This is a genomic window from Rhodospirillaceae bacterium, assembly GCA_018662005.1.
Taxonomy (GTDB): domain Bacteria; phylum Pseudomonadota; class Alphaproteobacteria; order Rhodospirillales; family JABHCV01; genus JACNJU01.
This window is the reverse complement of record JABJHA010000002.1, coordinates 245,886-272,100: the sequence shown is the minus strand read 5'-3', so window position 1 is coordinate 272,100 and position 26,215 is coordinate 245,886. Positions and strand designations below refer to the sequence as shown.

The window sequence follows — 26,215 nt, the reverse complement described above, 5'->3', positions numbered from 1 at the left end:
TAGTATAAATCACGCGTAACTGAGCTTTTAAGTCATCAGGGATATTGTTGAAAGTTCTCAACACACCACCGCCTGCGGGAAATATCCCTGCAATAACGGAACGATAAACACTGTCATGTGATTTCACGTAATTTGGTTCAATGATCATGCCCGCTGCTTTCATTTCAGCGCGGGGTAAGACACTGGCACCAAATGCAGCAGGTGAAGGGAAGGCTATTTTTTGGTTATCTAAATCTTCTAGTTTCTTTGCGGCACTATCCTGTCTAACAACAACAATACCTTTAAGTTTTTTTTCTGATTGATGCGCAAAGGCCTTATAGCCAGTTAGGGTGCTAAAGATCGTATAATGATAGGGGTTCATATAAGCGAGATCATAGGCCCCTTGTGCAAGGCATTGCTCAAAACTTGGGATATCTTTCATGGTGGCGAATTTTATTTTGTAACCCGTTTCTTTGGAAAGTTCATTAATAAATGGAACCCACATTTTTGCGAGACGACTGGCCGCCTGTTGAGGGACAATACCGAAAAGAAGAGTTTCTTCATTTTGGGCTGATGCTTGAGGTGTAGATAGGCATGTCACGGTGATGCCTGTTGCAAACATCAGTGCTATTTTTTTAAATGTCATAATCTTAATCCTTTTGGGGCTGTAGTGGAAAAACGCTTCTGCAAATATTTGTAGGACCGCATATGACGGAAGAAAGCAAGCGCCGAGATAACGGCGACTTGGAAGGATATCCCCGCAATAATATATATAAAAAGTTCCCTGCGCCCATAGGAATAACCATAAGCTTTTCAGGGGGATAATTATAGGGGGTTCTACCCTGTGCTTAGGGCCGAAAATTTGAGGGATACAAACCCGATGACCGCAATAAAAAGACAAACACTGGTAAAGATTACGATTTGCATGATGCCAATTCCTTTGTTTTCAATTTAAATTGAAAGAAGTATGGCGGATTGGCACTGAACCAATATTGAACTTGTCGTTCATATTCAATTCAGCGAATCTTTTCGGTGGGCGGCTGAAGAAATCTTACGCTCGCCGCTATCTACGTTCCAGAATGCCGCTATCACGTCCACTGGATGGCAAATATTAGATTTACCTAAACAGCCGCTGTTGGCTACACCCGGTCATTAATGACAGATTTTTCAAACTTCCGCAATCTGCACCCAAGCCGACATTCCAAGTACAGAATTTTACCGTAGCGCGGTTTTGTAAATGACCATCTTCGTTGGTTCATCGAATGAAATCGGATTTATCATCAAACCCATCTTTTATGTCGAGGCCAGTAACCATGCGGGTTTCAGAACGTATTGACTTGACTCTATAATCAAATTCGACATAAAATATTACTATAATAACTTATTATGGTGAATATGATGGCGATGGGTAAACAGGCCAAGATTCTTTCCGAAGTTCAGATCAGAACTACGTTGCAGTTTCTCTCAACAACGAGAAACAGCCTGCGCGATATCGTTATTCTGCTTCTGTCAGTGAAAAGCGGTTTTCGCGCAAAAGAGATTGCATCTATCACTTGGCAGATGGTTACAGATCCGGAAGGCAACATCGGAAATTCTATTGCCCTTCAGAACGTAGCCTCGAAAGGCAAAAATGGTGGCAGAACGATCCCGCTGAATAAGGATTTGAAAGTGGCATTGGAAACCTTGAAGGACTTTGCCGTTGCAAAGCGATTGGAAAAAGGCTTTCCGTTCGATCTGGCATCCAACGTGATTACCAGCGAAAGAGGAGGGCGGATGTCAGCCAACTCCATCGCACACTGGTTCAAACGGTTGTATGGCAACCTTGGGTTTGATGGCTGTTCATCCCACTCAGGAAGGCGTACCGCAATTACCCGTTGGGCGAAGAACACATCACGTGTTGGCGGAAGTTTGAAAGACGTACAAGACCTTGCCGGTCACTCATCACTCGCGACCACCCAGCGATATATCCAAAGCGATACCGAGGCGAAGCGGAAATTAGTGGATTGTGGGTGACGCCATGGCTCGTGTGATCACATTCCCGTTTCGTGCCGCATGGTTTCTGATTAAGTGGACCACGATAGGGTTGATTGCCTTCATGATCGGTATGCATTTTGGCAGGTAAAGTGCCATCCACACCAAGAGGGGTGAGTATTGTCAAATCAACGGTTTGCGGGTTATACCCTGCTTTACCTTGCCTCATACTTAAGCAAGTGAATACCAAGTGCCCCGACCAGCACCGTGGCGTTCCAAGTGATCGTTTTCGGTTAATGAACGAATATGATCTTTGACGGTATTCCTGCTCGCACCGGTCGCCTTGGCTACGTCACCAACGGAGACCCGCCCATGGTCCCGAGCCATATTCAGAATTTGAACTGATAATTCAGGCAGGTCTCCAAGAATGAGCCGCTCACGCTCAATCTTGCTTTCCAGACGATCCTTGTGTTGTTTGAGCACCTTCAAGAAATAAGTGACCCACGACTGCCAGTCTGGTTGGTCAGTACGGATGGAGCCTTGAGTCTGCCGCAGTGCTAGATAATAAGCTTCCTTGCTTTGCTCAATGATACTTTCCAAGGAACTGAAGGGCACGTATGCGTATCCTGCTCGCAACAGCAAAAGTGTTGTCAAAATTCTGGAGATGCGCCCATTTCCATCTTGAAAGGGATGGATTTCAAGAAACACGACAACGAATACGGCAATCACAAGCAGAGGATGGGTCTCTCGGGATTTCAGGTTTGTCCTAGTCCATTCGACCAGTTCTGCCATTAGGCGCGGAGTATCAAAAGGTGCCGCCGTCTGAAATACAACACCCATGCTTTTCCCGTCTTCGCCGAAGGCTTCCACATGATTTGGCAGGGTCTTGTATTCTCCACGATGGCGCTCGTCCTTGTTGGAGAATTTCAGAAGATCACGATGGACCTGCTTGATATGGTTTTCCGTCAGGTCTATCGATTCCCAGTTGGAAAAAATGACCTCCATGGCGTCTGCATAACCGGCTACTTCTTGCTCGTCTCGAGAGGTGAAGGATTTAATCTCAATGTTGGACAGAAGCTTTTCAACTTCACGGTCAGTCAGTTTTGCTCCTTCAATCCTGGTCGAAGAACCAACACTTTCGATAGTCGCGACACGGCGAAGGCTGGTCAATCGTTCCGGTGCAATCCGTCCGATTGCACGCCATGCACCTTTGAACTCATCAATCTCGGAAATCAGAGATAAAATCTCGTTGGTGACCTTGAGTGTCGAGGTGTTGATTGTGGCAACCATTTATCCATCCATTTTCATCCAATTTGAGGATGCCACAGCGCCATCCAATTGTCCATCCATTTTCATCCAATAACATTCATGGGATTGTCAGAATAAGTATGGTACGATCAATCCAGAAAATGGGGATGAAAAGTTTGGGAAAATCCCATGCAACCCATTGATCTCAAATGCAACTTTAGTTCTCCAAACTTTCCCTTAACCCTTTGACATTAGGGGATTTCCATAGTCCTGCCGGGCCCACCAACCCTTTTCATAATACACTTATTGAATTTTTATTTCTTGTCGCCCCTTAGGGGGGTTCTGGTCTGTCCAGAAAATACCTGGTACGGTTGTAAGACCATATAGATCAATTTGAGGGGATGGGGGCTAGCAATGACAAAAGCTGTTTTTATAGCGAAACCCGACTCTGCTTATGATGATCAACCAGGAAAATACCATTTTCCACGCACATATTTACGTCAGGTTGAAGCGGCGAAGGGCGATTGGATTGTCTATTATGAGCCCCGCAGATCTAGCACAGATTTGAACAGCAGTGGCGGTAGGCAAGAATATTTTGCAACCGCCCGTTTGAATTCAATTCAACCTGATCCGGTTGTGACCGATCATTATCTATGCTTTTGTTGAAGATTATCTGGAATTCGAACGAGAAGTTCCTTTTAAAGAGGGTGAGCAATATTTTGAAAGTGCGCTTCAAAAGGACGATGGAAGCACAAACAAAGGTGCCTTTGGTCGATCCGTTCGTTCAATGCCAGATGAAGAGTATGACCTTATTCTTCAAGCCGGGTTCTCAAATATTATCGGACCCGTGACAGAAAATCAAAATGTGACCCCCGGCCTGGCCGAAGAGCAACTGGAATTCGAAAGGCCTATGGTTGAACGCTTGGTTTCGAGACCATTTCGAGATGCTGCGTTCTCCCGTCAGGTTAAGTCTGCGTACAATAATACGTGTGCGATCACCGGTTTGAGGATTATCAATGGTGGAGGGCGCTCGGAAGCCCAGGCGGCACACATACGCCCCGTGGCAGAAAATGGCCCCGATACCATCCGGAATGGCTTGGCGCTTTCCGGCACTGTTCATTGGATGTTTGATAGAGGATTGCTATCGCTGGATGATGACTTGACGATACTTCAGGCGAGAGAAAGTGTGCCTGACACCATGGAACGCTTGATAAATCCTGAAGGAAAATTATTTCCTCCGTTATGTAAGGAGTTCTGCCCGCACCCTCATTTTCTTAAATATCATCGAGAAAATGTATTTAAGGGTTAGCTGTATTTTAGGGAGTTTTAGGATTCAAGAGCATAGTGCTTTAGTTCTTCTTGAATTCGAGCATTATTACTTTTCGACCAGTCACCTGAATATAAATTATTCTCCCTGAATAATGACTGTCCCTACAACCAGGAATCGCCCCCAAAATCTCTTCATGAGATTATTTGTGAATACTGATTCCGTTCTGCTTTGGTTTCTTGAGTTCGCATAATGGTCAAATATGACTCGTCGCGAAAAACAAGAAAGCAGAGGCACTCCATGAAACGAACAGAACTTTCGACCTCGTCTGGTCGAAACCGATGACCCTCTGCTATATTCAGCGGGACACGGCTTCGGGCTCGAGCGTAATGAACTGAAAAATCGACTCTGCACTTGCCTCGGCCCCGGGAGGATAAATTCTTTTATGGTTGATTCTTTTTTTGATCTCCTTTCCCTCGACTCCCGTATTCTGAATTTCCCGTTCCCACCCCGTGGTATAAACGGCGCCGGCGGGGCCCAGGTCCAGACAGGTGACATAGTTCTCCTGGCGATAAAGCTTCAACGGTTTTCCCATCAGACTGCGCACGGAATTATGGCCGGCAAAACGGCCCAGCTGCAGGGCATGCTGACAGCACATGAATGTGGTGTGGTCGTCATCGGCCATGCCCCGTGCCGTATCGCCGGCAATGAAAACACTGCCGTCAGCGGGCAGGTTCAGATATTGATCCACATGAAGCCGCCCGGCGCGATCTTTTTCACCGTCGAAAGCCTCGGTCAGCGGGCTCGCCTCCAGGCCGGTTGCGAAGACCACGGCCCCGGATTTGATTTCCCCGCCATCTTCCAAAACGAGTCCCTGTTTATCCATGGAGGCAATGTTTGAATTAATCCTGACATCAACATCACAGTCCGATAAAGCGCGAACAATGACAGGGTTCAGGCTGACGCCCATATTGCGGGCCACCTGCGATGAATGGTCCAGTAAAATCAAGTGGGCCTCGGGGCCCAGCCGCTTCCGCAATTCCGTCACCAGTTCCAGGCCCGTCGAGCCGGAACCGACGACAACGACGGTTAATGTTTCACTGGTTATTACAAGCTCTGCCAGATGTTGATCGAAGCGGGCGGTTTCATCATAAGTATCGATGTTAAAGCCGTATTGGCTGGCGCCCGGAAACTGAAGTTTTCTCATGCGACTGCCACTGGCCAAAATCAGGCTGTCATAGGAAAGGCTTGAGCCCGGTTCCGCTCCTTCCAGGACGATCTGTTTTTCATTGGGCTGAATATCTGCAACCCGGGCGATCCGGAAGTCGACGTCGATCACTTGAAGCAACGGCTGCAAGGCCACCCGCATGTCGCTGGCGGCCCCTTCATACAAGCGCGGGCGAATAACCAGATCGGGGCTGTCGCTGATCAGGTTAATGGATAAATCTTCGGAGGAAACGCCTAAACGGCTTCTCTCCGCGGCCCCGCTCATGGCCGCCCAAAGACCGGCAAAACCGCCGCCGATTATAGATATCTGCATGGGTTTTCTCCGGCCAATGTCTAGACGCTCAGGTAGGCATTTCGAATATCCGGGTTGTCTTGCAACTCGGCCATGGTGCCTTCATACCTGATCTGGCCTTTTTCGATAATCGTCGCCCGGTCGGCGACTCGGGACGCAAAGCTCAGGTTTTGTTCCGACAGGATAACCGACAGGCCTTCCGATTTAAGGGTCAGGATGGTTTCAATCATTTTGTCGACAATGATCGGGGCCAGGCCTTCGGAAGGCTCGTCCAGCAGGATCGCCGACGGGTTGCCCATAAGCGTGCGGGCGATGGTCAGCATTTGTTGTTCGCCGCCGCTGATATAACCGCCCGGGCGGTCCCTCAGTTCGGCCAGATTGGGAAACATGTCGAACAGTTTCTCCAGCGTCCAGAAAGGCGCGCCCTGGCGTTCGGGCTGCCTGCCGACTTCAAGGTTTTCGGTAACCGTCAGTCCGGCGAAGATGCGCCGGTCTTCGGGCGTGTAACCAATGCCTTTTCTTGAAATCACGAAGGAGGGCAGGCCTTGGATGGCCTCACCCTGGAATTCGATGGTTCCTTGGGCCGGTGTGACCAGGCCGATAATACTTTTCAAGGTCGTCGATTTGCCGGCTCCGTTGCGGCCTAGCAGGGCGAGAATTTCGCCGCGTCCGATTTCCAGCGATACCTCTGACAGGATATGGGCGCGACCGTAATATGAATGAAGTCCACTGACCTTAAGCATGTTGCGACCCCAGATAGATTTGTCGGACGTGATCGTTGTTCCTGACTTCTTCCGGCGTTCCTTCAGCGACAAGGGTGCCCCGGTCCAGGACGATGATCCGGTCAGCATGGGTGAAAACAACATCCATATCGTGTTCGGTGAACAGCACGGAAATTCCGCGTTCAATGACGATTTCGTTGGTCAGCGCCATCAGTTCGATCCGTTCTTTCGGCGCCATCCCCGCCGTTGGTTCATCCATCAACAGCAGGTTGGGCTGGTTGGCCAGCGCCACGGCCAGTTCGACCCGTTTAAGATCACCATAAGCGAGCACGCTGCACGGCCTGTTTTCCTGATCGACCATACCGACACGCTCCAACAGGGCCAGGGCCTCTTCCCGATAAAGCCTGGCGGCGATGGGAAGCAGGGAAAACAACCGCCGATGATAACTGAGAAGCGCCATTTGGACGTTTTCACAAACCGTCATCGAAGCGTAAGTGGCGGTGATCTGGAAGGTTCGCCCGACCCCGTGCCGCCAGATCTCCTGGGGGCTTAAGCCGACCAGTTCGGTTCCTAAGAATTTGACTGAACCGGCGCTGGGTTTCAACTGGCCGTTCAAGATGTTGAAGCTGGTGCTCTTGCCTGCGCCATTGGGCCCGATCAAGGCCAACAGCTCCCCTTTGGGAAGATCGAAATTCAAACCGTTGACGGCGATAACGCCGCCGAAGGCTTTTTCCAGGCCCCTGACTTCAAGCGCCAACTCCGTCATTGGTCCGCCTCCCCCTGGCCGAACCAGGAACCGAAGCGTTCCCTGAAATAGCCCGAAATTCCTTGTGGGAAGGCCAGCACGATCAGGATGATCAGGCTTCCCAGGATAAACCGCCAGTAATCCAGCCTGGAAATCACGTCGTCCAGCCAGGTGAAGGCGGTGGCCCCGGCGATCGGGCCGGTCAGCGTCTTGACGCCACCCAACAAGACCATGATCAGGCCGTCGAAAGATCTCGCCAGAGACATTTCATCTGGGAAAATACTACCTTTCAGGTAGACAAACAGGGCCCCGGCCAACCCGGCCATAGCCCCGGAAAAAGCGAACGACAGCCATTGCTGGCGGGTAATGTTGATGCCGATGGAGGCGCTGCGCAGCCTTGAATCCCGGCACGCCCGCATGGCGTAACCAAAGGGCGTGAACAGGGTCCGGCGCAAAACAATAATGCCGCCAATACCAAACAAAAGGGTCAGGTAATAGTAAGCCACCTTCGAGCTGGCCCAGGAACTTGGCCAGACGCCGATAATGCCGTCGTCGCCGCCTGTGACGTCGCCCCACTGAAAAGAGATCGACCAGGCGACTTGCGCAAAAGCCAGGGTCAGCATGGCCAGATAGACGCCTGATCGTCGGACGCAAAACCAGCCGATGGCCAGGGCCAGAATACCGGCACCGATGGGCCCCATAATGAAGGCGATTTCCATGGGGGTGTCGAAATGTTCGTGCAGCAGGGCGACGGAATAGGCGCCGCCACCGAAAAAGGCGGCGTGACCAAACGACACCAGCCCGCCCGGCCCCATCAAGTAATGAATACTGGCGGCAAACAGGGACAGGATCACCATGTCCATGACCAGGACCAGGGAAAACTCGCTGACCAGCACAGGAAGCAACAGCAACAACCCCAACACCCCGGCGAACGCCAGCAACGACTTTCGCGACAGCGGCCGGTAGGGCTGGTCGGGTGGACCGACCTGGCCATGCTGGCCGGCCGCCTCGGGTTTGCCGAACAAGCCCCAGGGACGGGCGATCAGGACAATCGCCATAACCACGAACATCAGGCCAAGGGTGCTTTCCGGCCAGACAAGAATGGCGAAGGCGTTCAGTTCGGAAATCAACAAGGCGGCCAGAAAAGCGCCTAGAATCGAACCCATGCCGCCGATGACGACAACGACAAATATCGGCGCCAGAATTTCAAAATCCATAATCAGCGAAGCGCCGCCCTTGGGCAGTTGCGCGGCACCCCCTAAAGCGGCCAGGAACGAGCCTAAGAAAAAAGTCGCCGTGAACAGCCATGTCTGGTTGACCCCCAGTGCGCTGACCATGTCGCGGTCTTCGGTCGCGGCCCTGACCAGGGTTCCCCAGCGGGTGCGGTTAAATAAAAGCCACAATCCGCCCAAAACCAGAAAACTGAGGGCGATCAGGGCCAGGTCATATTCCGGCATGGCTGTGCCCATGATCATGATCGCGCCATCCAGGCCCGGGGCCGAGACACTGAACAGGTCTTCGGGGCCCCAGATGCTCAAAGCGACGTCTTGAATAATCAGAATGGGGCCAAAGGTGGCGACAAGCTGGAATAGTTCGGGGGCCTGATAAACCCTGCGCAAAATCAGAATTTCAATCAGCACCGCGATCAGCCCGACAATCACGGCGGCCAGGAGAATACTGATCCAATAGCCGAACATGCCACTCAGCACCCCAACCAGCGAATAGCCGATAAAAGCGCCCAGCATGTACAGGGACCCATGGGCGAAGTTGACCACCCGGGTGACGCCAAAGATGATCGACAGGCCCGATGCAACCAGGAAAAGCGCCGAGGCACTGGAAAGTCCAGTGAGAAACTGGACGACATAGAAACCCATTCTTCACCTGTCCTCGTAAAAAAGACAAAAAAAACCGGGGCACGCTTTACATTAGCAGTGCCCCGGGGAGGGTGCTAATTAGTCTGCAGGTCGCATCTTACGTACTTCCTCGTCTGATGGCGAGTAATTGGCACCATCACGGAATTCGTAATCGACCATAATTCCGCCGCCGTCTTTCAACTTGGTCCAGCCGGTATAGATTCCAAGTGTCGCCTGGTTGTCAATTTCACGGAATTTGATATCACCGAACGGGGTGCCCACTTTTAAGCCTTCCATGGCGGCGCGGATTTTTTCTGAATCCGTTGAACCGGCTTTCATCAAGGCCGCTTTAACGGTGTAGGCGGTGACGTATCCGATCACAGAATTAACCCGGGGATAATCGTTGTATTCCTTTTCGTAGGCCGCTTTGAAAACATTGTGGATTGGCGTATCGATGCCATACCAGGGATACCCGGTCACCAACCAGCCTTCAGGTGCATCGCCTTTCAAGGGGTCGATGTATTCCGGCTCGCCGGTCAGCACACTGACCACCAGGCGGTCCTTAAACAAGCCGCGCAGGCGTCCTTCGTGGGCGAACTTGGCAAGGTCTGATCCAAACGTGGCATTGAAAATGGCATCGGGCTTTGATTGTGCCAGGGCCTGAACTTCAGCGCCGGCATCAATTTTGAAAGCGGCCGGCCATTGTTCGGCGACAAATTCGACATCAGGCTGACGTTCTTTCAGGACCTTCTTGAAAGCGGCAACGGCTTCTTTGCCGAAAGCAAAATTCGGCGCGATGGTGGCCCAGCGCTTGGCATTCTTTTTAACGGCCTGATCAACCAGCATGGAAGCCATCATGTGAACGCTGGAGCGCAGACGGAAGGTGTATGGGTTGCCCTTACCCCAGACAATGGCGTCGGCCAGAGGGCCCGAAGCCAGATAAACCATTTTACGATTGTCGGCGAAGGCGCCTAAGGCAAGGCCGACATGGGAGAACGTCGTGCCGATTAACATCGCGACCTTGTCGCGGGACGCCATTTCTTCAGCGATTTTCACGGCAACGCTTGGCTTGCCCTGGGTGTCGCGTGAAATGACTTCAAGCTGCTGGCCAAGGACGCCGCCGGCGGCATTGATTTCCTTGATGCCCAGATCCAGGCCTTTTTTGTAAGGTCCGGCAATGGCCGCCAAGCGGGTGTAGGCGTTCATGTCACCAAGTTTGATGGTTTCCGCGGCGGTCGCCATAGAGGCAACCAGCCCCCCTAAAAGCGCAATCGAACTGATTTTTAGAAATTTACTTCGCCTCATGTGTTCCTCCTGTTAAATAGGCCCGCTACCAAACAAGTGAAAAAAAATCTGGTCAGGCCCTGTCATGTACCTTGTTCCTTGGGGGTTTTATCCGATCCCCGCTGCGGCGATCACTCTGTGTGTTATCGAAGGCTACTTAAGTTTATTTCGCCACCTTCTGGGAGAAAGTCTAATGCCGGGACCCGGAAGCGTAAATGTACCAAAAAACAATTCTTGCGTAACAATTTTATCATGCGAAGATTTTCTGTTATAAACCAGGCTCCTTCCCACCCGCGACCCGTCAATATACTTCTGTGTCCGCAGGCTTTTAATGCGACAATGCTCAGGCAGGGATAAATGACCAACAAGATGAACAAAATGCAGATTTCAGACGACCCAGGCGGATGGCTGGAGTTTATCGAGCAACGCCGGACAATACGCAGCTTTCAATCGCGCAAAATAGAGCCCCATCAACTGGAACGTATCCTCCAGGCCGTTCGTTTCGCGCCATCGGCCCACAACCGCCAGCCCTGGCGGTTCGCGGTGATGACTGACGAGCCGAAGAAGCAGGCCCTGGCAAAGGTCATGGGTGACAGGCTTCGTTCCGACCGGCTGGCCGATGGCGACGAGGTCAAGGTTGTCAACGAAGATGTCGCCCGCTCGAACCACCGTATCGTCAGTGCACCCGTCGTTATCCTGTGTTGCCTGACCATGGAAGACATGGATCATTACCCCGACGACAAGCGCAATAAAGCGGAACACCTGATGGCCGTTCAAAGCGTCGCCATGGCGGCCTACAATGTTCTGCTGGCGGCCCATTGGGAAGGATTGGGCGGCTGCTGGATGTGCGCGCCGCTGTTTTGTCCTGATGCCATCACGAAGGATATGAACCTGCCCGAACAGTGGATGCCCCAGGCGCTTATCACCCTCGGCTGGGCCGACAAACCACCAAAGAAACGCGGCCGCCTGCCGCTCGAGAAAGTGGTTCGGTTTTTGTAACTCTGACCGATTTACACTACTTGGCCGCCAGCCCCAGTTTCTGCCGCGCCTCATCCGGGCCGAGCACGCGGGCACCCATGCGTTCGATGATTTCCTTCGCCCGTTGCACAAGTTGGCCGTTGCTGGCGAGGACGCCGCGATCCAGATAGATGTTGTCTTCCAGACCGACGCGCACGTTGCCGCCCAGTAGAACGGCCTGTGCCACCATGGGCATTTGCATGCGCGAGATACCAAAGCCGCCCCAGTTGACGTTGTCAGGCAGGGCGTCTGCCATGCATTTCATGGACGCGGTGTCGGCACCGGCGCCCCAGGTCATGCCGAGGCAAATCTGGAACAGCGGCGGTGCGTCAATCAGGCCTTCTGCAATCATCTGAGCGGCGAAGCGAAGATGGCCCAACTCAAAAACTTCCAGTTCCGGCTTGACGCCCAGCTCCTGAACCTTTTTCGCCATTTTGCGCAGGTAGTCGGCCGGGCTCAGGTAAACATAGTTGCTGTCGCCAAAATTCATTGACCCACAATCAAGGCTGCAAATATCGGGCAGCAATTCAACGACATGGGCCAGGCGTTCTTCGGGGCCGATCATATCGGTTCCCGGTCCACCATTTCCGGGTTCAACGTCGCCTGGAAACCAGTCGCCGCCCATGCCGGCGGTCAGGTTAATGATGACGTCGGTGTCGCTGGCCCGAACCCGCTCAACGGCGTCCCGGAAAAGCTCGACATCGCGGGAGCCTTGCCCGGTTTCCGGGTCGCGAACGTGAATGTGGGCGACCGCGGCACCGGCCTTGGCCGCTTCAATGGCGGCATCGGAGATTTGTTCGGGTGTCACCGGCACGCCGGGATGTTTGGAAAGGGTGTCTCCGGCGCCGGTCACGGCACATGAAATGATGACGTCTCTGTTCATGGCAATCCCCTTTATCTGATTGGTAAAAGCATCGACGAAAGTCTTTCCGGCAGCAGGTAATTTTTCGCCACTGTTGATGGGTTTTCGACATTAGGATAGCCTATTGTGATGGTCACTCAAGATATTGATGCAGCGCCCTACCGGATCGCTTTCATGCTGATCCCCAGGTTTAACATGATGGCGCTGGCCGCCACCCTGGAGCCCATGCGTGTCGCCAATTACATCACCGGGCGTAAATTATACGACTGGCAGTTCCTGTCTGATGATGGCGCCAACACCATTGCCAGCAACGGCATGCCCCTGGCGACCAGCGATTATAAAAATGCCGATGAAAAATTGCGGGCGATCTTTGTCTGCGGCAGCTGGGGGTCTGAACATTATGATGATCCCGAACTGTTCGCTTGGCTGCGGCGTATGGATCGTTTCGGCATTCACTTGGGCGCGATGGATATCGGCACCTACATTCTTGCCCGCGCCAGGTTACTGTCCGGTTATCGCGCCGCCATCCTTTGGTATTGCATTCAGGCCTTTCAGGAGGCCTATCCCCGAACCCTGGCCGAAGAGAAACTTTTCGTCGTTGATCGCAATCGCACCACCATTGCCGGGGGTGCCGCCGGTTTGGACATGATGCTGGACGATATCAATCACCGTTTTGGCCCGCAACTGGCCCAGGAAGTGGCCGAACATATCCTGCATTTCCCATCACGTGGCAGCGAAACGCCGCAGCGGATTGCCCCGGCCGGCACCCCGATGGCCAGCTATCCCCTGGTTAGGAAAGCCGTTTCAATTATGGAAAGCCAGATCGAGGATCCCCTGAGCATCCCGCAGATCGCCGCCAAACTTGGTGTTTCCCAACGCAAGCTGGAAAGGGCCTTCAAGCGTGACATGGATTGTTCGGTGGTCAGGTTTTACCGGGTTCTCAGGTTACAGTTTGCGCGCGTACTGCTGACCAATACAGACTTGGCGATCAGGGAAATTTCCATTGCCTGCGGGTATTCAAGCCTGTCGCATTTCGCCAAATCATTTTCTCAGCAATTCGGCAAGCGACCGCGCGATCACCGCGAGGCCTGGCCCCATTCCGAAGCCATGCCGGTGTGGCCCGGCATGACCGCATCGCTGACCCGCTTCGCCAACGAGGCCCAGGAATTGAAGCGGCGAAAAATGTAACCGCCTCACCGTCCACAGCAAACAAATATTGGGGACCTATATACTTAACTAGCCATAATATGCTTGACTAGCCCGATATATTTGGCTAGTATAATCTCACACCAACAAGGAAGTGTGAGATGTCGAAACCAGAAACTATCAGCTTTTACGAGTTCTTCCAACGGTTCCCCGACGAAGAGTCCGCCCGGTTGTTCTTTGAGAACAAGCGCTGGCCGGACGGGGCGGAATGCCCGCATTGTGGTTCGAGCGAAGTTTCTGAGTGCAAAAACCATATTCCTATGCCGTACCGCTGCAAATCGTGCCGCAAGCATTTCAGCGTTCGTGTCGGCATGGTTCTCGCAGAGTCCCGCCTTCCTCTGCACAAATGGCTTATGGCGATCTACATGATGACCACGGCCCGCAAAGGCATTCCTTCCACTCAAATGGCCCGCGAGCTTGGCGTCACACAGAAAACGGCTTGGTTTTTGGCCCAGCGTATCCGCGAAACCTGGATGGCCTCGCAGGGCGGTGATATGGGGCCGACAGTCGAAGTAGACGAAACCTATATTGGTGGCAAAGAGCGCAACAAGCACTCCCACAAAAAGCAACGTATCGGGCGCGGCCCGGTCGGCAAACAAGCCGTTATGGGCATCATGGAACGTGGCGGTCATGTTGTTGCCGGACCTATTGCTAACGCAGACGGGTACACCTTAAAAGGCGCTATTCAATATCATGTGATGCGTGGCTCTACCGTCTACACCGATGCCCACCGGGGATACTGCGGCCTTTCTGGAAACAATCATCATTCCGTCAATCATGGCGTTGGCGAATACGTCCGCGACCAAGCCCACACAAACGGAATAGAGAGCTTCTGGGCGCTGTTGATGCGCGGGTACTACGGCATATATCACCACATGAGCGTGAAGCACTTACATCGCTACGTGAACGAGTTTTCATTCCGCCATAATACAGCCAAGGTCGGCACCATGCAGTTTATTGAAATGACCGCTGGCAGAATGGTCGGACAGCGCTTGACTTATAAGGAACTGATTAATGGTTAAAAGATCGGACAATTTAATTGAACCAATTAATGCAGATTTTGAAGAAACGGCAGGGTCTATGGTAAATTCGATCACCAAAAAACATAGCGATTCTAATGTGTTAATACATCCCAGCACGCAAAATTCGATCACCAAAAATCCTGACCAGCTTGATCTCTTTATTGAGAAACAAAAGGAGATAGACGGCATTGGGATGGGAGTTCTATCGGATGGAACTGCTTTCCTTAATGGTCGGGGCTTGGCGAGGTTGTGCGGAATCAATAATGCTCGAATTGTTGAATTGGGACAGAATTGGAACTTAGAAACGCCAAACCAAATGACGCAGGGCATTAAGTCTATTCTGCAAGACAAAGGAGTTCTGATATCAGCGCCATATATAGAAATCAACCAACGTAGTGGAACTTATTATGCGTATGCCGACACGCTATGTTTAGCAGTACTTGAGTATTACGCCTTTGATGCACCGTCTGTGCGAGATGTGGCAAAAAGCAATTATCGGTTGCTCGCTGGGAAAGCACTTCATGACTTTATCTACACTCAAGTTGGGTATGACCCTAATCAATCAGTTCCTGACGTATGGAAACAATTCCATGATCGAGTGTCCCTAACATATAACGCCGTGCCTGTAGGATATTTCAGCGTATTTAAAGAAATCGCAGATATGATAGTGACGCTAGGACAGGCAGGACTTCATATTGACAGTTCATTCGTTCCTGACGGGAGCGTTGGTGGTGTCTGGGGAAGGCACTGGAAAGCGGGGAATTTTGATCAAAAATTTGGCGCGCGGAAAAAATGGAGCCACAACTACCCAGATTATTTCCCGCAAGCGAAATCAAACCCACAGCCCGCCAATTGCTATCCAGAGTCGGCATTGCCGGAATTTCGGCGGTGGATGCGGGAAAACTACATTGGAGATGGAAAATTTACGAAATACATAGACAGCAAGATCAAACAGAAAGAACTTCCGGCATCATTTTCACAGTTGGTGATCGATGCCTATGATTTAGACGACTAACGACTTTCGGGGAGGGCGAACAATGAAGAAACTGTTTCTCGTGGTGTTGCCGCAAGCCGAATGCGAGGATTGTCATGGGTAAGGCTCGAAAAATAATCCTAGACACCAGAATTTTTGCGAAAGCTGGCGATGCAACGGCCTTCTTTAGCGCGATGTTAAACCGATATTCGATAGGTGAGCGGGTGTCGGCTATAGATGCTCTTGATCTAACGGCGCTTCTAAATCGGCATGAAGAAAAAGACGAAAAAGTAGGGTCAGGAATCGCCTGTTTTGAAGTCAATGAGCCGCCAGCCGACGCTCCCCCATATTCGAAAAGATGTTTCTGGCTCATTAGGGAGGACGGCAGCCGAATAGACTTTTCGTATCCTCACTGCTTGAAGGCAAAGCACACAGATTAATAGTGCCGTTTTCTCTTCCAAATTACAGCGACATTGCAGGATTTATTGAGCAAGGAGAGTAATAGGTTAAGGCGTCCTTTATACACAATATAGAGTGTCATCCCCGAAACCGGGTATCTTCCCCCAAGTGAGGCGCGACACTTAGTATCTCGTTGTTGCGAGAAACACGGAAACATTGTATGTTTTCGCTCGACAGAAGCAAAAAGGCCGGAGGGTTGCACCCCGCCCGACCTTCTTGAATTGCTTCTCCTGCTGGTTTTTGAGCCCTAGCAGGTATGATTGTTTGACGACTCTTTATACGAAAAGTCGGGATTCATAGCAATGGCTCATTTAATCGGGCACCGATTTTGTTCGGATGCCCAAGCATAAGGAGCCAATCCGATGGCTACTGAAGTTGAGAAAATCACAGCGTGGCAAAGAGCCAGGACTGTTCTAGGACGCGACCCCAATCTTGTCAGAATGGATGATTTTGGTTCGTATATTGTTTGGTCAGAATATGGCAACAGGCAATCAGAGTACGGGTGGGAAGTGGACCACATTCGCCCCACCGCTCTCGGGGGACCTGATATTCTCGGGAACCTTCGCGCCCTCAACTGGCGGAACAACGCCAGCCTTGGCGGCCTCCTCAGCGGTTCTGGGGGCAGGTAATCTAACCGCAACATGAAGGGAGTCGATTTCATCATCGACGTAGATGGGCGTCACAAAGAGGCCCATCCCCTTTAATGTTTCATATAGGCGTTCTGTGCGGTGTTGCCTTGTCATATGCTCAGGCAATTGGCTAGTCATGTGTATAGGTCCCAAATATTGATATCAACTTCCATCACCAAGCCTGTAATATAATCAAGACGGTTTTTGGATTTGTCATTAAGGTTAAGGAACTCTCATGGCTGAATACATCCCATCGACGGAAGGCTGGGTGCGTGAACAGGTAGAATTGTATGAAAGTAGTGGCGGCAGGGAAGGCGCCACCCTGAGGGAAACCGGTCTGGAGTGCATCATCGTCACCCTGTTGAGTCACAAATCCGGGGCCATTAGAAAAGTTCCCCTGATGCGCGTCGAGGTGGATAACAGTTATGTCCTGATTGGCTCCCGGGGCGGCAATCCCAAAAATCCGGCCTGGGTCTATAACTTAAGAGCTCTTCCAGATGTTGAAATACGCGATAAGACCGAAGTCTTCAAAATGAAGGTTCGCGAAGTCACGGATGATCCGGAACGGCAACGCTTATGGGATTTAAGTGCCAAGGCTTTTCCGCCCTATCTGGAATATCAGGAAAAAACATCGCGAAAGATTCCGGTCTTTATCGCCGAACCGGTTTAACCCAGACCCACCTGTTTCAGCGCCTTGGCGATGGCGACAAGGCCAGCATCGCGTTCTTCCAGCAGGTGCTCGTAGGTTTTCTCGCCGGCCATGTCTTCGCAACCCTCGACCATGTCATCGCGCAGCTCCTTGGTCAGCTCCGGTGCGATCAGGCGCGTCCACGGCAGTTTCAGGGCCGGGCCAAACTGATCGAGGTTGTAGGCCATGCCGCCTTCGCCGCCGCCGACGTGAAACGTCATGCACGGCCCCATGAAAGCCCATCTTGGACCGGGACCATTAACCACGGCCTGGTCGATCTGTTCGACCGTTGCTTCACCTTCGGCGACCATGTGCAAGGCTTCGCGCCAGATCGCTTCTTGCAGGCGCGTCGCGATGAAGCCGGGAATTTCCCTTGTCAGGGCCAATGGCGCCTTGCCCGAATGTTTGTAAAAATCCATCACCCAGGTCACCGTATCAGGGTCCGTCCGCTCGCCGCCGACGACTTCAACCAGGGGCAGGATATAGGGCGGATTGAACGGGTGGCCGGTGACCGTGCGGCCCGGGCTCGGGCACGTCGCCTGAATGTCGGACATCGGCAAACCCGATGTGCTGGACGCGATGACCACGTCTTCGGGGACGAGATCGCCGAGCTGTTTATAGAGAGACTGTTTCAGGTTCAAATCCTCGGGCACGCTCTCTTGCACAAATTCGGCACCCGCGACGGCGTCGGCCAGGTCCGTCGTTATGTGCAGGCGATCCTTTGATGCGCCCTCGCCAAGGCCGATGGCTTCAATGCATTTCCAGGCGGTGTCGATGAGCAGACGAAAGGTTTGTTCTTCCGCGCTGTCATGCAAGTAGACGGTGACGTCGTACCCGCGGCCCAAAAAATGCGCCGCCCAGCCGCCGCCGATGGGGCCGCCGCCGATGCTGGTTATCCGGGTGACGTCTTCAGGATTTTTTCTGGTCATGGTCTTACTCGCCCTTAAAATCGGCGTCACGTTTTTCAACGAAGGCATTGATGCCTTCCTGGGCATCTCCGGATTTCAGCATTTGCCGGTAAATCGGCAAATCACCGGTGCGCATGGTGTTGAAGGCTTGCTGGATGGTGTCGTCTTCGATGGCGCGCAGCACCTCTTTGATGGTTTGCACTGCCAGGGGCGCAGAGTTCGCGATCTGGTCGGCCCACTCACGGGCTTTGTCCATCAGTTGACCTGCTGGCACGATCAGGTTGACCAGGCCGTGCCTGGCCGCCTCTTCGGCTGGCATGCGGCGGCCCAAAAGCAACATCTCGAGCGCGACGTTATAGGGAATGCGCCGGGGCAGGCGTTGGATGGCGCCGGCATCGGGGACAATCCCTAACGGCATTTCCGGCAGGGCGAATTCCACATGCTCGGCGGCGATGACCAGATCACAGCCCAATGCGAGCTCGAAGCCGCCGCCGATGGTCAGGCCGTTCAGGGCGCAGATGACCGGCTTGTTAAGGTCCCACATTTCCGTAATGCCGGCGAAACCGCCCAGGCTGGCGTCTTCCTGTAACCACCATTCATCCAGTTGGGTATCGCCGCTGTCCAAAGATTTCAAATCCCAACCTGCGGAGAATATTTTCTCGCCGCCCCCGGTCAGGATGCCGACCCTGAGATCAGGATCGTCGCGTAGCATCACAAAGGCCTCGCCGAGCTTGCGACTGGTCGGCATGTCGATGGCGTTGACCTTCGGTCTGTCCAAGGTAATCTCGAGAACATGTCCGCGGCGAACGACTTTTACCTCTTGCGAATTATCTTCCATAGGTTTGGCCCTGATCCTGTTTAAGCACGTCGTCCATAAATGATGGCGATGGCGGTTCGTATTATCGGTGCTTTTGCGACACGAGTAATGGATATTCGACGCGTGTCGAAAATATTTTATCGGTGTCGAATTATCGCTATATCATTCAGGGCAAATCTCCAATCATTGATCAGAACCTTAAAATAGATGAGGGAACAGTCATGGCTCTTCAACTAAACGATGAACAGAGAATGCTTGTCGAATCCCTGCGCGCTTTCGTGGCTCAGGAAATAGAACCCCACGAAGCCGAGGTCGACCGAACCGGCGAAGTCCCAGAGGAACTGGGCGCACAGATTACCAAGCGCGCCCTGGAGATGGGTTTTTATGCGGCCAACCTGCCCGAATCAGTCGGCGGCGGCGGCCTGGATTACGTCAGTCTTGCGTTGCTAGAGCGGGTTTTCGGTCGCTCGAGTTTCGGTCTGCACGGCTACTGCCACAGGCCGTCTGAAATCCTCATGGCCTGCGAAGGGGATCAGATCGAAACCTATCTGAAGCCCTGCGTGAGCGCCGAAAAGAAGGAGCTGTTCGCTCTTACCGAACCGGGTGCGGGGTCGGACATCATGTCCATGAAAACCCGTGCGGTAGCCGATGGCGACGACTATGTCATCAACGGCTCGAAACATTTCATCAGTTCGGTCGGCATTCCCGATTTCGCTATCGTCTTCGCCCAGACCGGCGTCGATGAGACGCCCCGGGGTGAAAGAAAACGGGTCACCGCCTTTCTGGTCGATGCCGACACAAAGGGATTCGATATGGTGCGGGGGTCGCGTTGCGCAGCCCAACGGGCCTACAATCACTTTGAACTCAGCTTCGATGATTGCCGGGTTTCCAAGGACCATATACTTGGTGAAGAAGGCAAAGGCCTGGATCTGGCCGACAAATGGCTAAGCATGGGCCGCGTTTGGGTCGCCGCTGGCTGCTGCGGTCGTATGGAGCGCCTGCTGGAACTGGCGACCGAATGGGCCGCAACCCGCGTTCAGTTCGGCCAACCCATCGGCAAATTCCAAGGGACGTCGTTCAAGCTGGCTGACATGGCGACGGACTTGCACGCTGCCGACTTGATGGTCATGCACGCAGCGAAAAAGGCCGACGAAGGGCAAATGGACCCCCAGGACGCCGCCATGACGAAATTGTTCGCCTCCGAAGCTGTTGGCCGGGCAGCCGATTCTACTGTGCAGATTTACGGCGGCATGGGTTTGATGGAGGAACTTCCCGTCGAGCGGTTGTGGCGGGACGCTAGGCTTGATCGGATTTGGGACGGCACGTCGGAAATCCAGCGCCATATCATTGCGCGGTCCCTGTTGCGTCCGCTTGGCGTATGACACCGAAACAAAAAGAAAATCTGAAACGGCTGCTGTCCCCCGAAAGCGCGGCTTTCATTGGTGGCAATGACGCCGATTTTGCCGCCCGTCAATGCGCCGACGCCGGATTCAAGGGCAATATTTGGGGTGTCAATCCAAAGCGCAAGACCATGGGCGGTCAGCCGTGCTTCAAAACAGTGGAGGAATTGCCGGGTGCGCCCGACATCGTTTTCCTTGCCACACCCAAGTCGGCGGCTGTTGAGGCAGTAGAGGCCTTACGCAAGGCCGGTGCGGGAGGCGTCGTTTGTTATACGGCAGGTTTCGGCGAAACCGGCCCGGAGGGCGCGAGGCTGGAGGAGGCGTTGATCGAAGCCGCGGGCAATGTGGCGCTGGTGGGGCCCAATTGTTCCGGCCTGACCAATTTCATCGACGATGCGCCCCTGTGGCCGTTTCCATTCAAATTTCAACATGAAGAGCGCGGCGTTGCTTTCATCACCCAAAGTGGCATGCTGGGAAACACCGTGACCCTGAACCAGCGCTCGGTTCCGTTTTCGTATGTCATTAGTGCGGGCAACCAAGCGGTGCTGGGCATCGAGCACTATCTGGATGTCCTGATCGACATTCCGGCGGTGAACGCGATAGGCGTCTATATCGAGGGTCTGAACAATATTCCCGAATTTGCGGACGCCGCCCTACGGGCACTTGAAAAGAATATCCCCATCGTTGTGCTGAAGGCCGGAACGTCTGAGATTGGCTCTCGTCTGACGGTGACCCACACAGGCACCCTGTCGGGAACGGACGATCTGTATCAGGCCCTGTTCGACCGTTTGGGGATCATTCGGGTGACATCACCTATTTCGATGCTGGAAACCTTGAAATTTATTACTGTTTCGGGTGCACCCAAGGGCAAGCGCATCGCCACATTTACCGCATCTGGCGGCGATTGCGCAATGATCGCCGATGGTGGCGAACTCCGGGGACTGGAATTCCCGCAACCATCCGGCGAGGTTGCCGAGCGTCTGGTGGGGCAGTTGCCACCTATCGCCACGGTGTCCAATCCGTTGGATTACACGACACCGCTTTGGGGTTATGAAGAGCCCCTGTATGAAGTTATGACGACCATGTTCAAGAGCGGCTATGACGCCGCGGTAATCGTTCAGGATTATCCGGTCAGTCAGTCAGCCGAAGGTATGGAGCCTTATCACACCGATGCCCGGGCCTTCGCCCGCGCCACCCGTGAAGCCGGAATCCCGGCGGCCGTTTGCACGGTTTTGAGCGAAAACATCGACAAGGATACTCGTGAGGCCCTGATCGCTTCCGGCGTTGCTCCCTTGCAGGGAATTGAAGAAACTCTGGATGCCATTGCGGGTGCTGCCAATTTCGGTATCCGCCGCGAACAAGTTATGGCATCGGGCTCACTTGAAAGTTTGCGTCTGCCACTCGTACTCCCGACAAGTGAGAAAACGGAAACCCTGGACGAATGGCAGGGCAAAGAGCTGATCAGGGAGGCGGGAATTCCTGTTCCCGAAGGTAGACGATGCGATGGCACTTCTGCACCTGCAGCGGCGACGGAAATTGGTTTTCCGGTCGTCGTAAAATTGATCAGTTCCCGGTTGCCTCACAAGACGGAAGCAGGGGCAGTCAAAATCGGATTGAAGAACGCTTTGCAGGTTAACGACGCAATAAGAGAGATCACCAAATCCGTGGCCGACTATGCTCCCGAGTTTGCGTGTGAAGAATTTCTTGTCGAGAGCATGGTCATGGGCGCCGTCGCAGAGCTCGTTGTCGGCATCCAGAATGACCCGCAGTTCGGCCAGACGTTGATTATTGGAACCGGCGGCACATTTGTGGAACTGGTGAGCGACGCCAAGACCCTGTTATTGCCGACAGACCGGCAGACGGTATCCGCGGCCGTGGATTCGTTAAAAATATCAACGATGTTAAATGGCTACCGGGGCCAACAGCCGGGCGACCGCGAGGCCTTGATCGACACCATTATGAAACTGGGCCGATTTGCTGCAGATCACACAGGCGAACTCACCGAGCTGGATATCAACCCGCTGCTGGTCCTGGAACATGGGGTCGCCGCCGTCGACGTATTAATGCGCATGGGTTAAGCCCCATAGAAATCCTGGAAAAATTTATCATGACCTATCCCTCAACACCCATGACGCAGCTTCAAATTGATGCCTTCTTATCGGATGTGCGAAATGCCGTGCTTGCCACCAACCGCCAGGATGGCGCGCCTCAGTTAAGCACCGTCTGGTATCTCTATGAGCGAGGCCTGGTTTACATCGGATTTGATGCCAACTCGGCAAAGCATCGGAATATCGCGCGCGATCCGCGGGTCAGTTTCTGTGTCGGCGGTGAGCATCCGGATTCACGGACCGTGACGATTTATGGTGCCGCCAGGTTTGTCGAACCAAATGACCCGCGCTTCCATGATATCGCAGAGAAAATAGGCCTGCGTTATTCTCAGAGTCATGAAGTTGTTCAAAGCGAAATAGAACGCAAGCTTATCGTCATCAATTCAGAGAAAACTTTGGCCAAGGATTACAACTGATTTATTCGCCGGCCCGTATCAGCGGCTGATTTTCGTTTTGCGATTTATTGCGCTTCGGCTCTGTACTGGTGATTGGCGTCAGAGGCACTGCGTTAAAGGATGCCTCAATGGCCGCTGCTGGCGCATCCCCATATAAAGTGGTTCGTTGTCGGGGGGCGCGACCGATTCCCCTGATGATAGATTCCATTTGTTCGGGCGGCAACTCCTCGCCAAAAGACGAACCAGCTGCCCGACTGATGCTCTCGTTCATTAGCGTGCCGCCCAAATCATTGACGCCAGCCTGCAAGCAGGCCGCAACGCCGCCCGGGCCCATCTTGGTCCAGGATGTCTGAATATTGGTGATATGCGGATGCAGGGCCAGGCGCGCCACGGCGTGCATCAGCACGGCCTCGCGGAAGGTCGGCCCTTTTCGGGCCTTGCCCTTCAGATAAAGCGGTGATTCCTGATGCACGAAAGGCAGGGGCACGAATTCGGTGATCCCGCCGGTGCGCTTTTGTAAAGACCGTAAATGCAGCAGATGACGGGCCCAGTGCCGGGGTCGCTCGATGTGTCCGAACATGATGGTCGACGTTGTTTGTAAGCCCGCTTGATGGCTGGTCTCGATAATGTCGACCCACTGCCCGGAATTAATCTTGTCGTGGCAGATCACTTTTCTGATGTCGTCATCAAGAATTTCCGCCGCCGTTCCGGGCAAGGATCCAAGGCCAGCTTGGGAAAGCTCATGCAGGAATTCTGAAATGCCAAGCCCGAGGGTTTGCGCACCGTGCCACACTTCAAGGGCCGAGAAAGCATGGACATGGATTTCGGGATATGCCCGTTTTATGGCCTGCACAATGCCGAGATAGGTCTCGCCCGTATAAGCGGGGTGAATGCCACCCTGCAGGCAGACTTCCGTCGCTCCCCGGTCCCTTGCCTCGCCTGTCCGGCGAACGATTTCGTCGAGCCCCAAGTCATAGGGGCGACCGCGCAGGTTTTCCGACATTTTGCCTTTGGAAAAGGCGCAGAAGCCACAGCGGAAATAACAGACGTTGGTGTAATTGATGTTGCGGTTGACGATATAGGTGACGGTGTCGCCGTTGACCTCCCGACGCAATTGGTCAGCCGAATGGCATACCCTGGAAAAGTCCGTCCCCCGGGTGTCGAACAACGTCGAGATTTCGGCCTCGTTGATTTCCACACCTGCGGTAGCTTTCGATAAAACCCGACTGAGGGAGTCTTCAATATGAAAGGACCGTACATCGGTTTTCATTTCGGGGATCGTGGTTTCTTGCCCGGGCGACCAGGAATCGGATCGCACATAACCGCTGGCATCAATGGTATGGAGAACCCGGGCGCGAAAGTCAGTCGTGATCCAGTCCTTGTTGCTGAAAATATAGTCGGGGTATACCGCCAGCCTTTCGACCAGAGTCTTTCCGGCGAGTTTCGTTTCCGCTGCAATGGCATCAAGATGCGGCCATGGTGCTTCCGGGTTAACGTGATCGGGGGTTACCGGCGAGATGCCGCCCCAATCGTTGATCCCGGCGCCAATCAATTGGCCAATCAGTCCCGGGCTCAGATTTGGCGGGGCCTGGATATTCATCGTCCGCCCGAAAACAAGCCTGGCCGCGGCGACGGCCCAAAGCAGTAAATCCGGAGACGGTTCAGGCGATTGGGCCATTACTGTGTCAGGTTTGGCGCGGAAATTCTGAATAATAATTTCCTGAATATGACCATATTGGTCATGAAGGGCGCGCAACGCCAAAAGTGATTCTATATATTCTTTGCGGGTCTCGCCTATTCCCAGCAGCAGGCCCGATGTTATGGGGACTTGATGAATGCCCGCCTGGCGAAGGGTTTCAAGGCGCAGGGCCGGATCTTTGTCAGGGCTACCGAAATGGGCCTGACCCTTTTGACAAAGACGAGACGAGCCGCTTTCCAGCATCAGCCCCTGGGAAAGGGAGACACCTTTTAGCATAGCGACTTCCGGGCCGCTCATGACGCCGGCATTAATGTGGGGCAACAATCCGGTCTCGACAAAAACCATTCGGGCCATGTCGGCGACGTATTCAAGAGTTGTTGCAAATCCCAGTTCTTGCAGTTCGTCCCGGGCCTGGTCGTAGCGCTTCTCGGGCTTGTCGCCCAGGGTGAACAGGGCTTCCTTGCAACCGGCGGCCTGACCGGCGCGGGCAATGGCGAGAACCTCGTCTCGTGTCATGTAGGCCCGCCGAAGGTTTTTCGGCGTCTTGGCGAAAGTGCAATAATGGCAAACGTCGCGGCAAAGCTGGGTCAGTGGAATGAAAACCTTGCGCGAATAGCTGACAATGTTGCCATGGCCCTCGTCGCGAAGGCTGGCGGCCCTTTTTTTCATTGCCGCGAGGTCGCCCTCACCTGTCCCGGCCAGTGCCAATGCCTTTGATTTTGACAGGCGGTCATTATCGCTCATCCGTGACTCCTGAGTAATGCGCTTGAAGAAGCAGGAGCGTTCAAACGGGCGGCGATGCCACTGTCTGTTAAGTACTGTGCCGTCAGGCAAAGCGAGGATTTTTCAATAAAGGTGAACAGATCATCGGGTCGATCAAGATCAAGCCCAAAGCCGGGTAGTTCGATGACGTTGACTTCAATACCATGTCGCTTTGCGGTTTTAAGGTGTGATGAAAAGCTGCCTTCGCCATAACTCAGTGGAATAGCATCGGGTGGCGTGCAAACAATGGCATTTGAGCCGCCGCCATCCCAAGCCGGGGTTATTGTCACCGCCGGTGCCGAACCATGGGAGTCGAGCAGGTGGCTGATTTCATCAGTGTTTACCAGGGGAACGTCCCCGGGGATGCTGATCATGCCCGTTTGTCCCTCCGCCACCAGCAGACGGACGGCCATCATCACCGCTTCTGTCGGGCCTCTGTTTTCAACCTCATAAAAGACTCGGGCGCCAAAGGCCGTAGCTATTTCCGCCGCTTCCGGATCGTGCGTCACCATCACCGTGCCGGCCAATTGCGGGACGGCAGAAATAGCGCCCAAGACATCGCGCAGCATGACACGAGACAACTGTTGGCGCTCGCCTGCGTCCAACACGGTGGCCAGACGTGATTTGGCACCTTTGAAGTCTTTGACCGGAACAATGGCCCAGAAGCCGGAATGATGCATGG

The 26,215-nt window shown here is 53.3% G+C and carries 22 protein-coding genes and 1 pseudogene; 11 read left to right on the top strand and 12 right to left on the bottom strand.

What is annotated here, in order from left to right; all coding sequences use genetic code 11:
• Positions 1 to 625, bottom strand: a 625-nt coding sequence (locus tag HOL66_01190; GenBank protein MBT5242839.1) for a phosphate/phosphite/phosphonate ABC transporter substrate-binding protein, incomplete at its 3' end; no start/stop codon positions are given.
• 752 nt (positions 626 to 1,377) lie between these two features.
• On the opposite strand from HOL66_01190, the gene HOL66_01185 reads away from it, so the two are divergent.
• Entirely contained in the window at positions 1,378 to 1,992 is a 615-nt protein-coding gene (locus tag HOL66_01185; protein MBT5242838.1) for a site-specific integrase, read from the top strand.
• 189 nt (positions 1,993 to 2,181) lie between these two features.
• Here HOL66_01185 and HOL66_01180 read toward each other — a convergent pair whose 3' ends face one another.
• Positions 2,182 to 3,240 (bottom strand): Fic family protein, encoded by a 1,059-nt coding sequence (locus HOL66_01180; protein MBT5242837.1) that lies wholly within the window; start codon positions 3,238 to 3,240, stop codon positions 2,182 to 2,184.
• Positions 3,241 to 3,612: 372 nt separating this feature from the next.
• On the opposite strand from HOL66_01180, the pseudogene HOL66_01175 reads away from it, so the two are divergent.
• Positions 3,613 to 4,507, top strand: a pseudogene (locus HOL66_01175) (restriction endonuclease).
• Positions 4,508 to 4,823: 316 nt separating this feature from the next.
• Here HOL66_01175 and HOL66_01170 read toward each other — a convergent pair.
• From HOL66_01170 to HOL66_01150, 5 genes are all read right to left on the bottom strand, one after another.
• Positions 4,824 to 6,005 (bottom strand): FAD-dependent oxidoreductase, encoded by a 1,182-nt coding sequence (locus HOL66_01170; GenBank protein ID MBT5242836.1) that lies wholly within the window; start codon positions 6,003 to 6,005, stop codon positions 4,824 to 4,826.
• A gap of 20 nt (positions 6,006 to 6,025) precedes the next feature.
• A complete protein-coding gene (locus HOL66_01165) occupies positions 6,026 to 6,727 on the bottom strand; it encodes an ABC transporter ATP-binding protein (GenBank protein MBT5242835.1) in 702 nt (233 codons plus the stop codon).
• A complete protein-coding gene (locus HOL66_01160) occupies positions 6,720 to 7,472 on the bottom strand; it encodes an ABC transporter ATP-binding protein (GenBank protein MBT5242834.1) in 753 nt (250 codons plus the stop codon). The genes HOL66_01165 and HOL66_01160 overlap by 8 nt, the downstream gene beginning before the upstream one ends.
• On the bottom strand, positions 7,469 to 9,325 hold the full coding sequence (locus HOL66_01155) for an ABC transporter permease (GenBank protein MBT5242833.1): 1,857 nt from the start codon (positions 9,323 to 9,325) through the stop codon (positions 7,469 to 7,471). The genes HOL66_01160 and HOL66_01155 overlap by 4 nt, the downstream gene beginning before the upstream one ends.
• A 78-nt stretch (positions 9,326 to 9,403) precedes the next feature.
• Positions 9,404 to 10,609, bottom strand: a complete 1,206-nt coding sequence (locus tag HOL66_01150; GenBank protein MBT5242832.1) for an ABC transporter substrate-binding protein — start codon at positions 10,607 to 10,609, stop codon at positions 9,404 to 9,406.
• 336 nt (positions 10,610 to 10,945) lie between these two features.
• Here HOL66_01150 and HOL66_01145 point away from each other — a divergent pair, with 336 nt between their 5' ends.
• The gene (locus tag HOL66_01145; GenBank protein ID MBT5242831.1) at positions 10,946 to 11,587 is read left to right on the top strand and encodes a nitroreductase family protein; all 642 of its coding nucleotides are present in this window, start codon (positions 10,946 to 10,948) and stop codon (positions 11,585 to 11,587) included.
• A 16-nt stretch (positions 11,588 to 11,603) separates the two neighbouring features.
• Here HOL66_01145 and HOL66_01140 read toward each other — a convergent pair whose 3' ends face one another.
• On the bottom strand, positions 11,604 to 12,488 hold the full coding sequence (locus HOL66_01140) for a 3-keto-5-aminohexanoate cleavage protein (GenBank protein ID MBT5242830.1): 885 nt from the start codon (positions 12,486 to 12,488) through the stop codon (positions 11,604 to 11,606).
• Positions 12,489 to 12,593: 105 nt separating this feature from the next.
• Here HOL66_01140 and HOL66_01135 point away from each other — a divergent pair, with 105 nt between their 5' ends.
• The 5 genes from HOL66_01135 to HOL66_01115 all read left to right on the top strand — a co-directional run bounded on the left by HOL66_01135 (position 12,594) and on the right by HOL66_01115 (position 17,426).
• A complete protein-coding gene (locus tag HOL66_01135; protein MBT5242829.1) occupies positions 12,594 to 13,655 on the top strand; it encodes a GlxA family transcriptional regulator in 1,062 nt (353 codons plus the stop codon).
• Between the two features lie 119 nt (positions 13,656 to 13,774).
• Positions 13,775 to 14,695, top strand: a complete 921-nt coding sequence (locus HOL66_01130; protein ID MBT5242828.1) for an IS1595 family transposase — start codon at positions 13,775 to 13,777, stop codon at positions 14,693 to 14,695.
• Positions 14,688 to 15,710 (top strand): hypothetical protein, encoded by a 1,023-nt coding sequence (locus HOL66_01125; GenBank protein MBT5242827.1) that lies wholly within the window; start codon positions 14,688 to 14,690, stop codon positions 15,708 to 15,710. Before HOL66_01130 ends, HOL66_01125 begins: the two co-directional genes overlap by 8 nt.
• Before the next feature lie 74 nt (positions 15,711 to 15,784).
• Complete coding sequence (locus tag HOL66_01120) at positions 15,785 to 16,108, top strand: DCL family protein (protein ID MBT5242826.1); 324 nt, start codon at positions 15,785 to 15,787, stop codon at positions 16,106 to 16,108.
• 883 nt (positions 16,109 to 16,991) lie between these two features.
• Entirely contained in the window at positions 16,992 to 17,426 is a 435-nt protein-coding gene (locus HOL66_01115) for a nitroreductase family deazaflavin-dependent oxidoreductase (GenBank protein ID MBT5242825.1), read from the top strand.
• Here the strand turns inward: HOL66_01115 and HOL66_01110 are convergent.
• Together HOL66_01110 and caiD are read right to left on the bottom strand one after the other, a co-directional pair.
• Positions 17,423 to 18,373 carry a 3-hydroxybutyryl-CoA dehydrogenase gene (locus HOL66_01110; GenBank protein MBT5242824.1) on the bottom strand — a complete coding sequence of 317 codons (951 nt, stop codon included), beginning with the start codon at positions 18,371 to 18,373 and terminating at the stop codon, positions 17,423 to 17,425. The two genes, HOL66_01115 and HOL66_01110, sit on opposite strands and share 4 nt — an antisense overlap.
• Before the next feature lie 4 nt (positions 18,374 to 18,377).
• A complete protein-coding gene (gene caiD, locus HOL66_01105) occupies positions 18,378 to 19,190 on the bottom strand; it encodes a crotonobetainyl-CoA hydratase (protein MBT5242823.1) in 813 nt (270 codons plus the stop codon).
• Between the two features lie 200 nt (positions 19,191 to 19,390).
• On the opposite strand from caiD, the gene HOL66_01100 reads away from it, so the two are divergent.
• Genes HOL66_01100 through HOL66_01090 form a run of 3 tightly spaced genes read left to right on the top strand, consistent with a single transcriptional unit; the run spans position 19,391 to position 23,093 of the window.
• Complete coding sequence (locus HOL66_01100; protein MBT5242822.1) at positions 19,391 to 20,551, top strand: acyl-CoA dehydrogenase; 1,161 nt, start codon at positions 19,391 to 19,393, stop codon at positions 20,549 to 20,551.
• Positions 20,548 to 22,647 (top strand): acetate--CoA ligase family protein, encoded by a 2,100-nt coding sequence (locus tag HOL66_01095; protein MBT5242821.1) that lies wholly within the window; start codon positions 20,548 to 20,550, stop codon positions 22,645 to 22,647. The genes HOL66_01100 and HOL66_01095 overlap by 4 nt, the downstream gene beginning before the upstream one ends.
• A gap of 29 nt (positions 22,648 to 22,676) precedes the next feature.
• Positions 22,677 to 23,093 (top strand): TIGR03618 family F420-dependent PPOX class oxidoreductase, encoded by a 417-nt coding sequence (locus HOL66_01090; GenBank protein MBT5242820.1) that lies wholly within the window; start codon positions 22,677 to 22,679, stop codon positions 23,091 to 23,093.
• Position 23,094: 1 nt separating this feature from the next.
• Here the strand turns inward: HOL66_01090 and cofH are convergent, their stop codons facing one another.
• Both cofH and cofC read right to left on the bottom strand, forming a co-directional pair.
• Positions 23,095 to 25,515: a 5-amino-6-(D-ribitylamino)uracil--L-tyrosine 4-hydroxyphenyl transferase CofH gene (gene cofH, locus HOL66_01085; GenBank protein MBT5242819.1), complete on the bottom strand. Its 2,421-nt coding sequence runs from the start codon at positions 25,513 to 25,515 to the stop codon at positions 23,095 to 23,097.
• Positions 25,512 to 26,213 carry a 2-phospho-L-lactate guanylyltransferase gene (gene cofC / locus HOL66_01080; protein ID MBT5242818.1) on the bottom strand — a complete coding sequence of 234 codons (702 nt, stop codon included), beginning with the start codon at positions 26,211 to 26,213 and terminating at the stop codon, positions 25,512 to 25,514. The genes cofH and cofC overlap by 4 nt, the downstream gene beginning before the upstream one ends.
• Positions 26,214 to 26,215 lie beyond the last annotated feature (2 nt).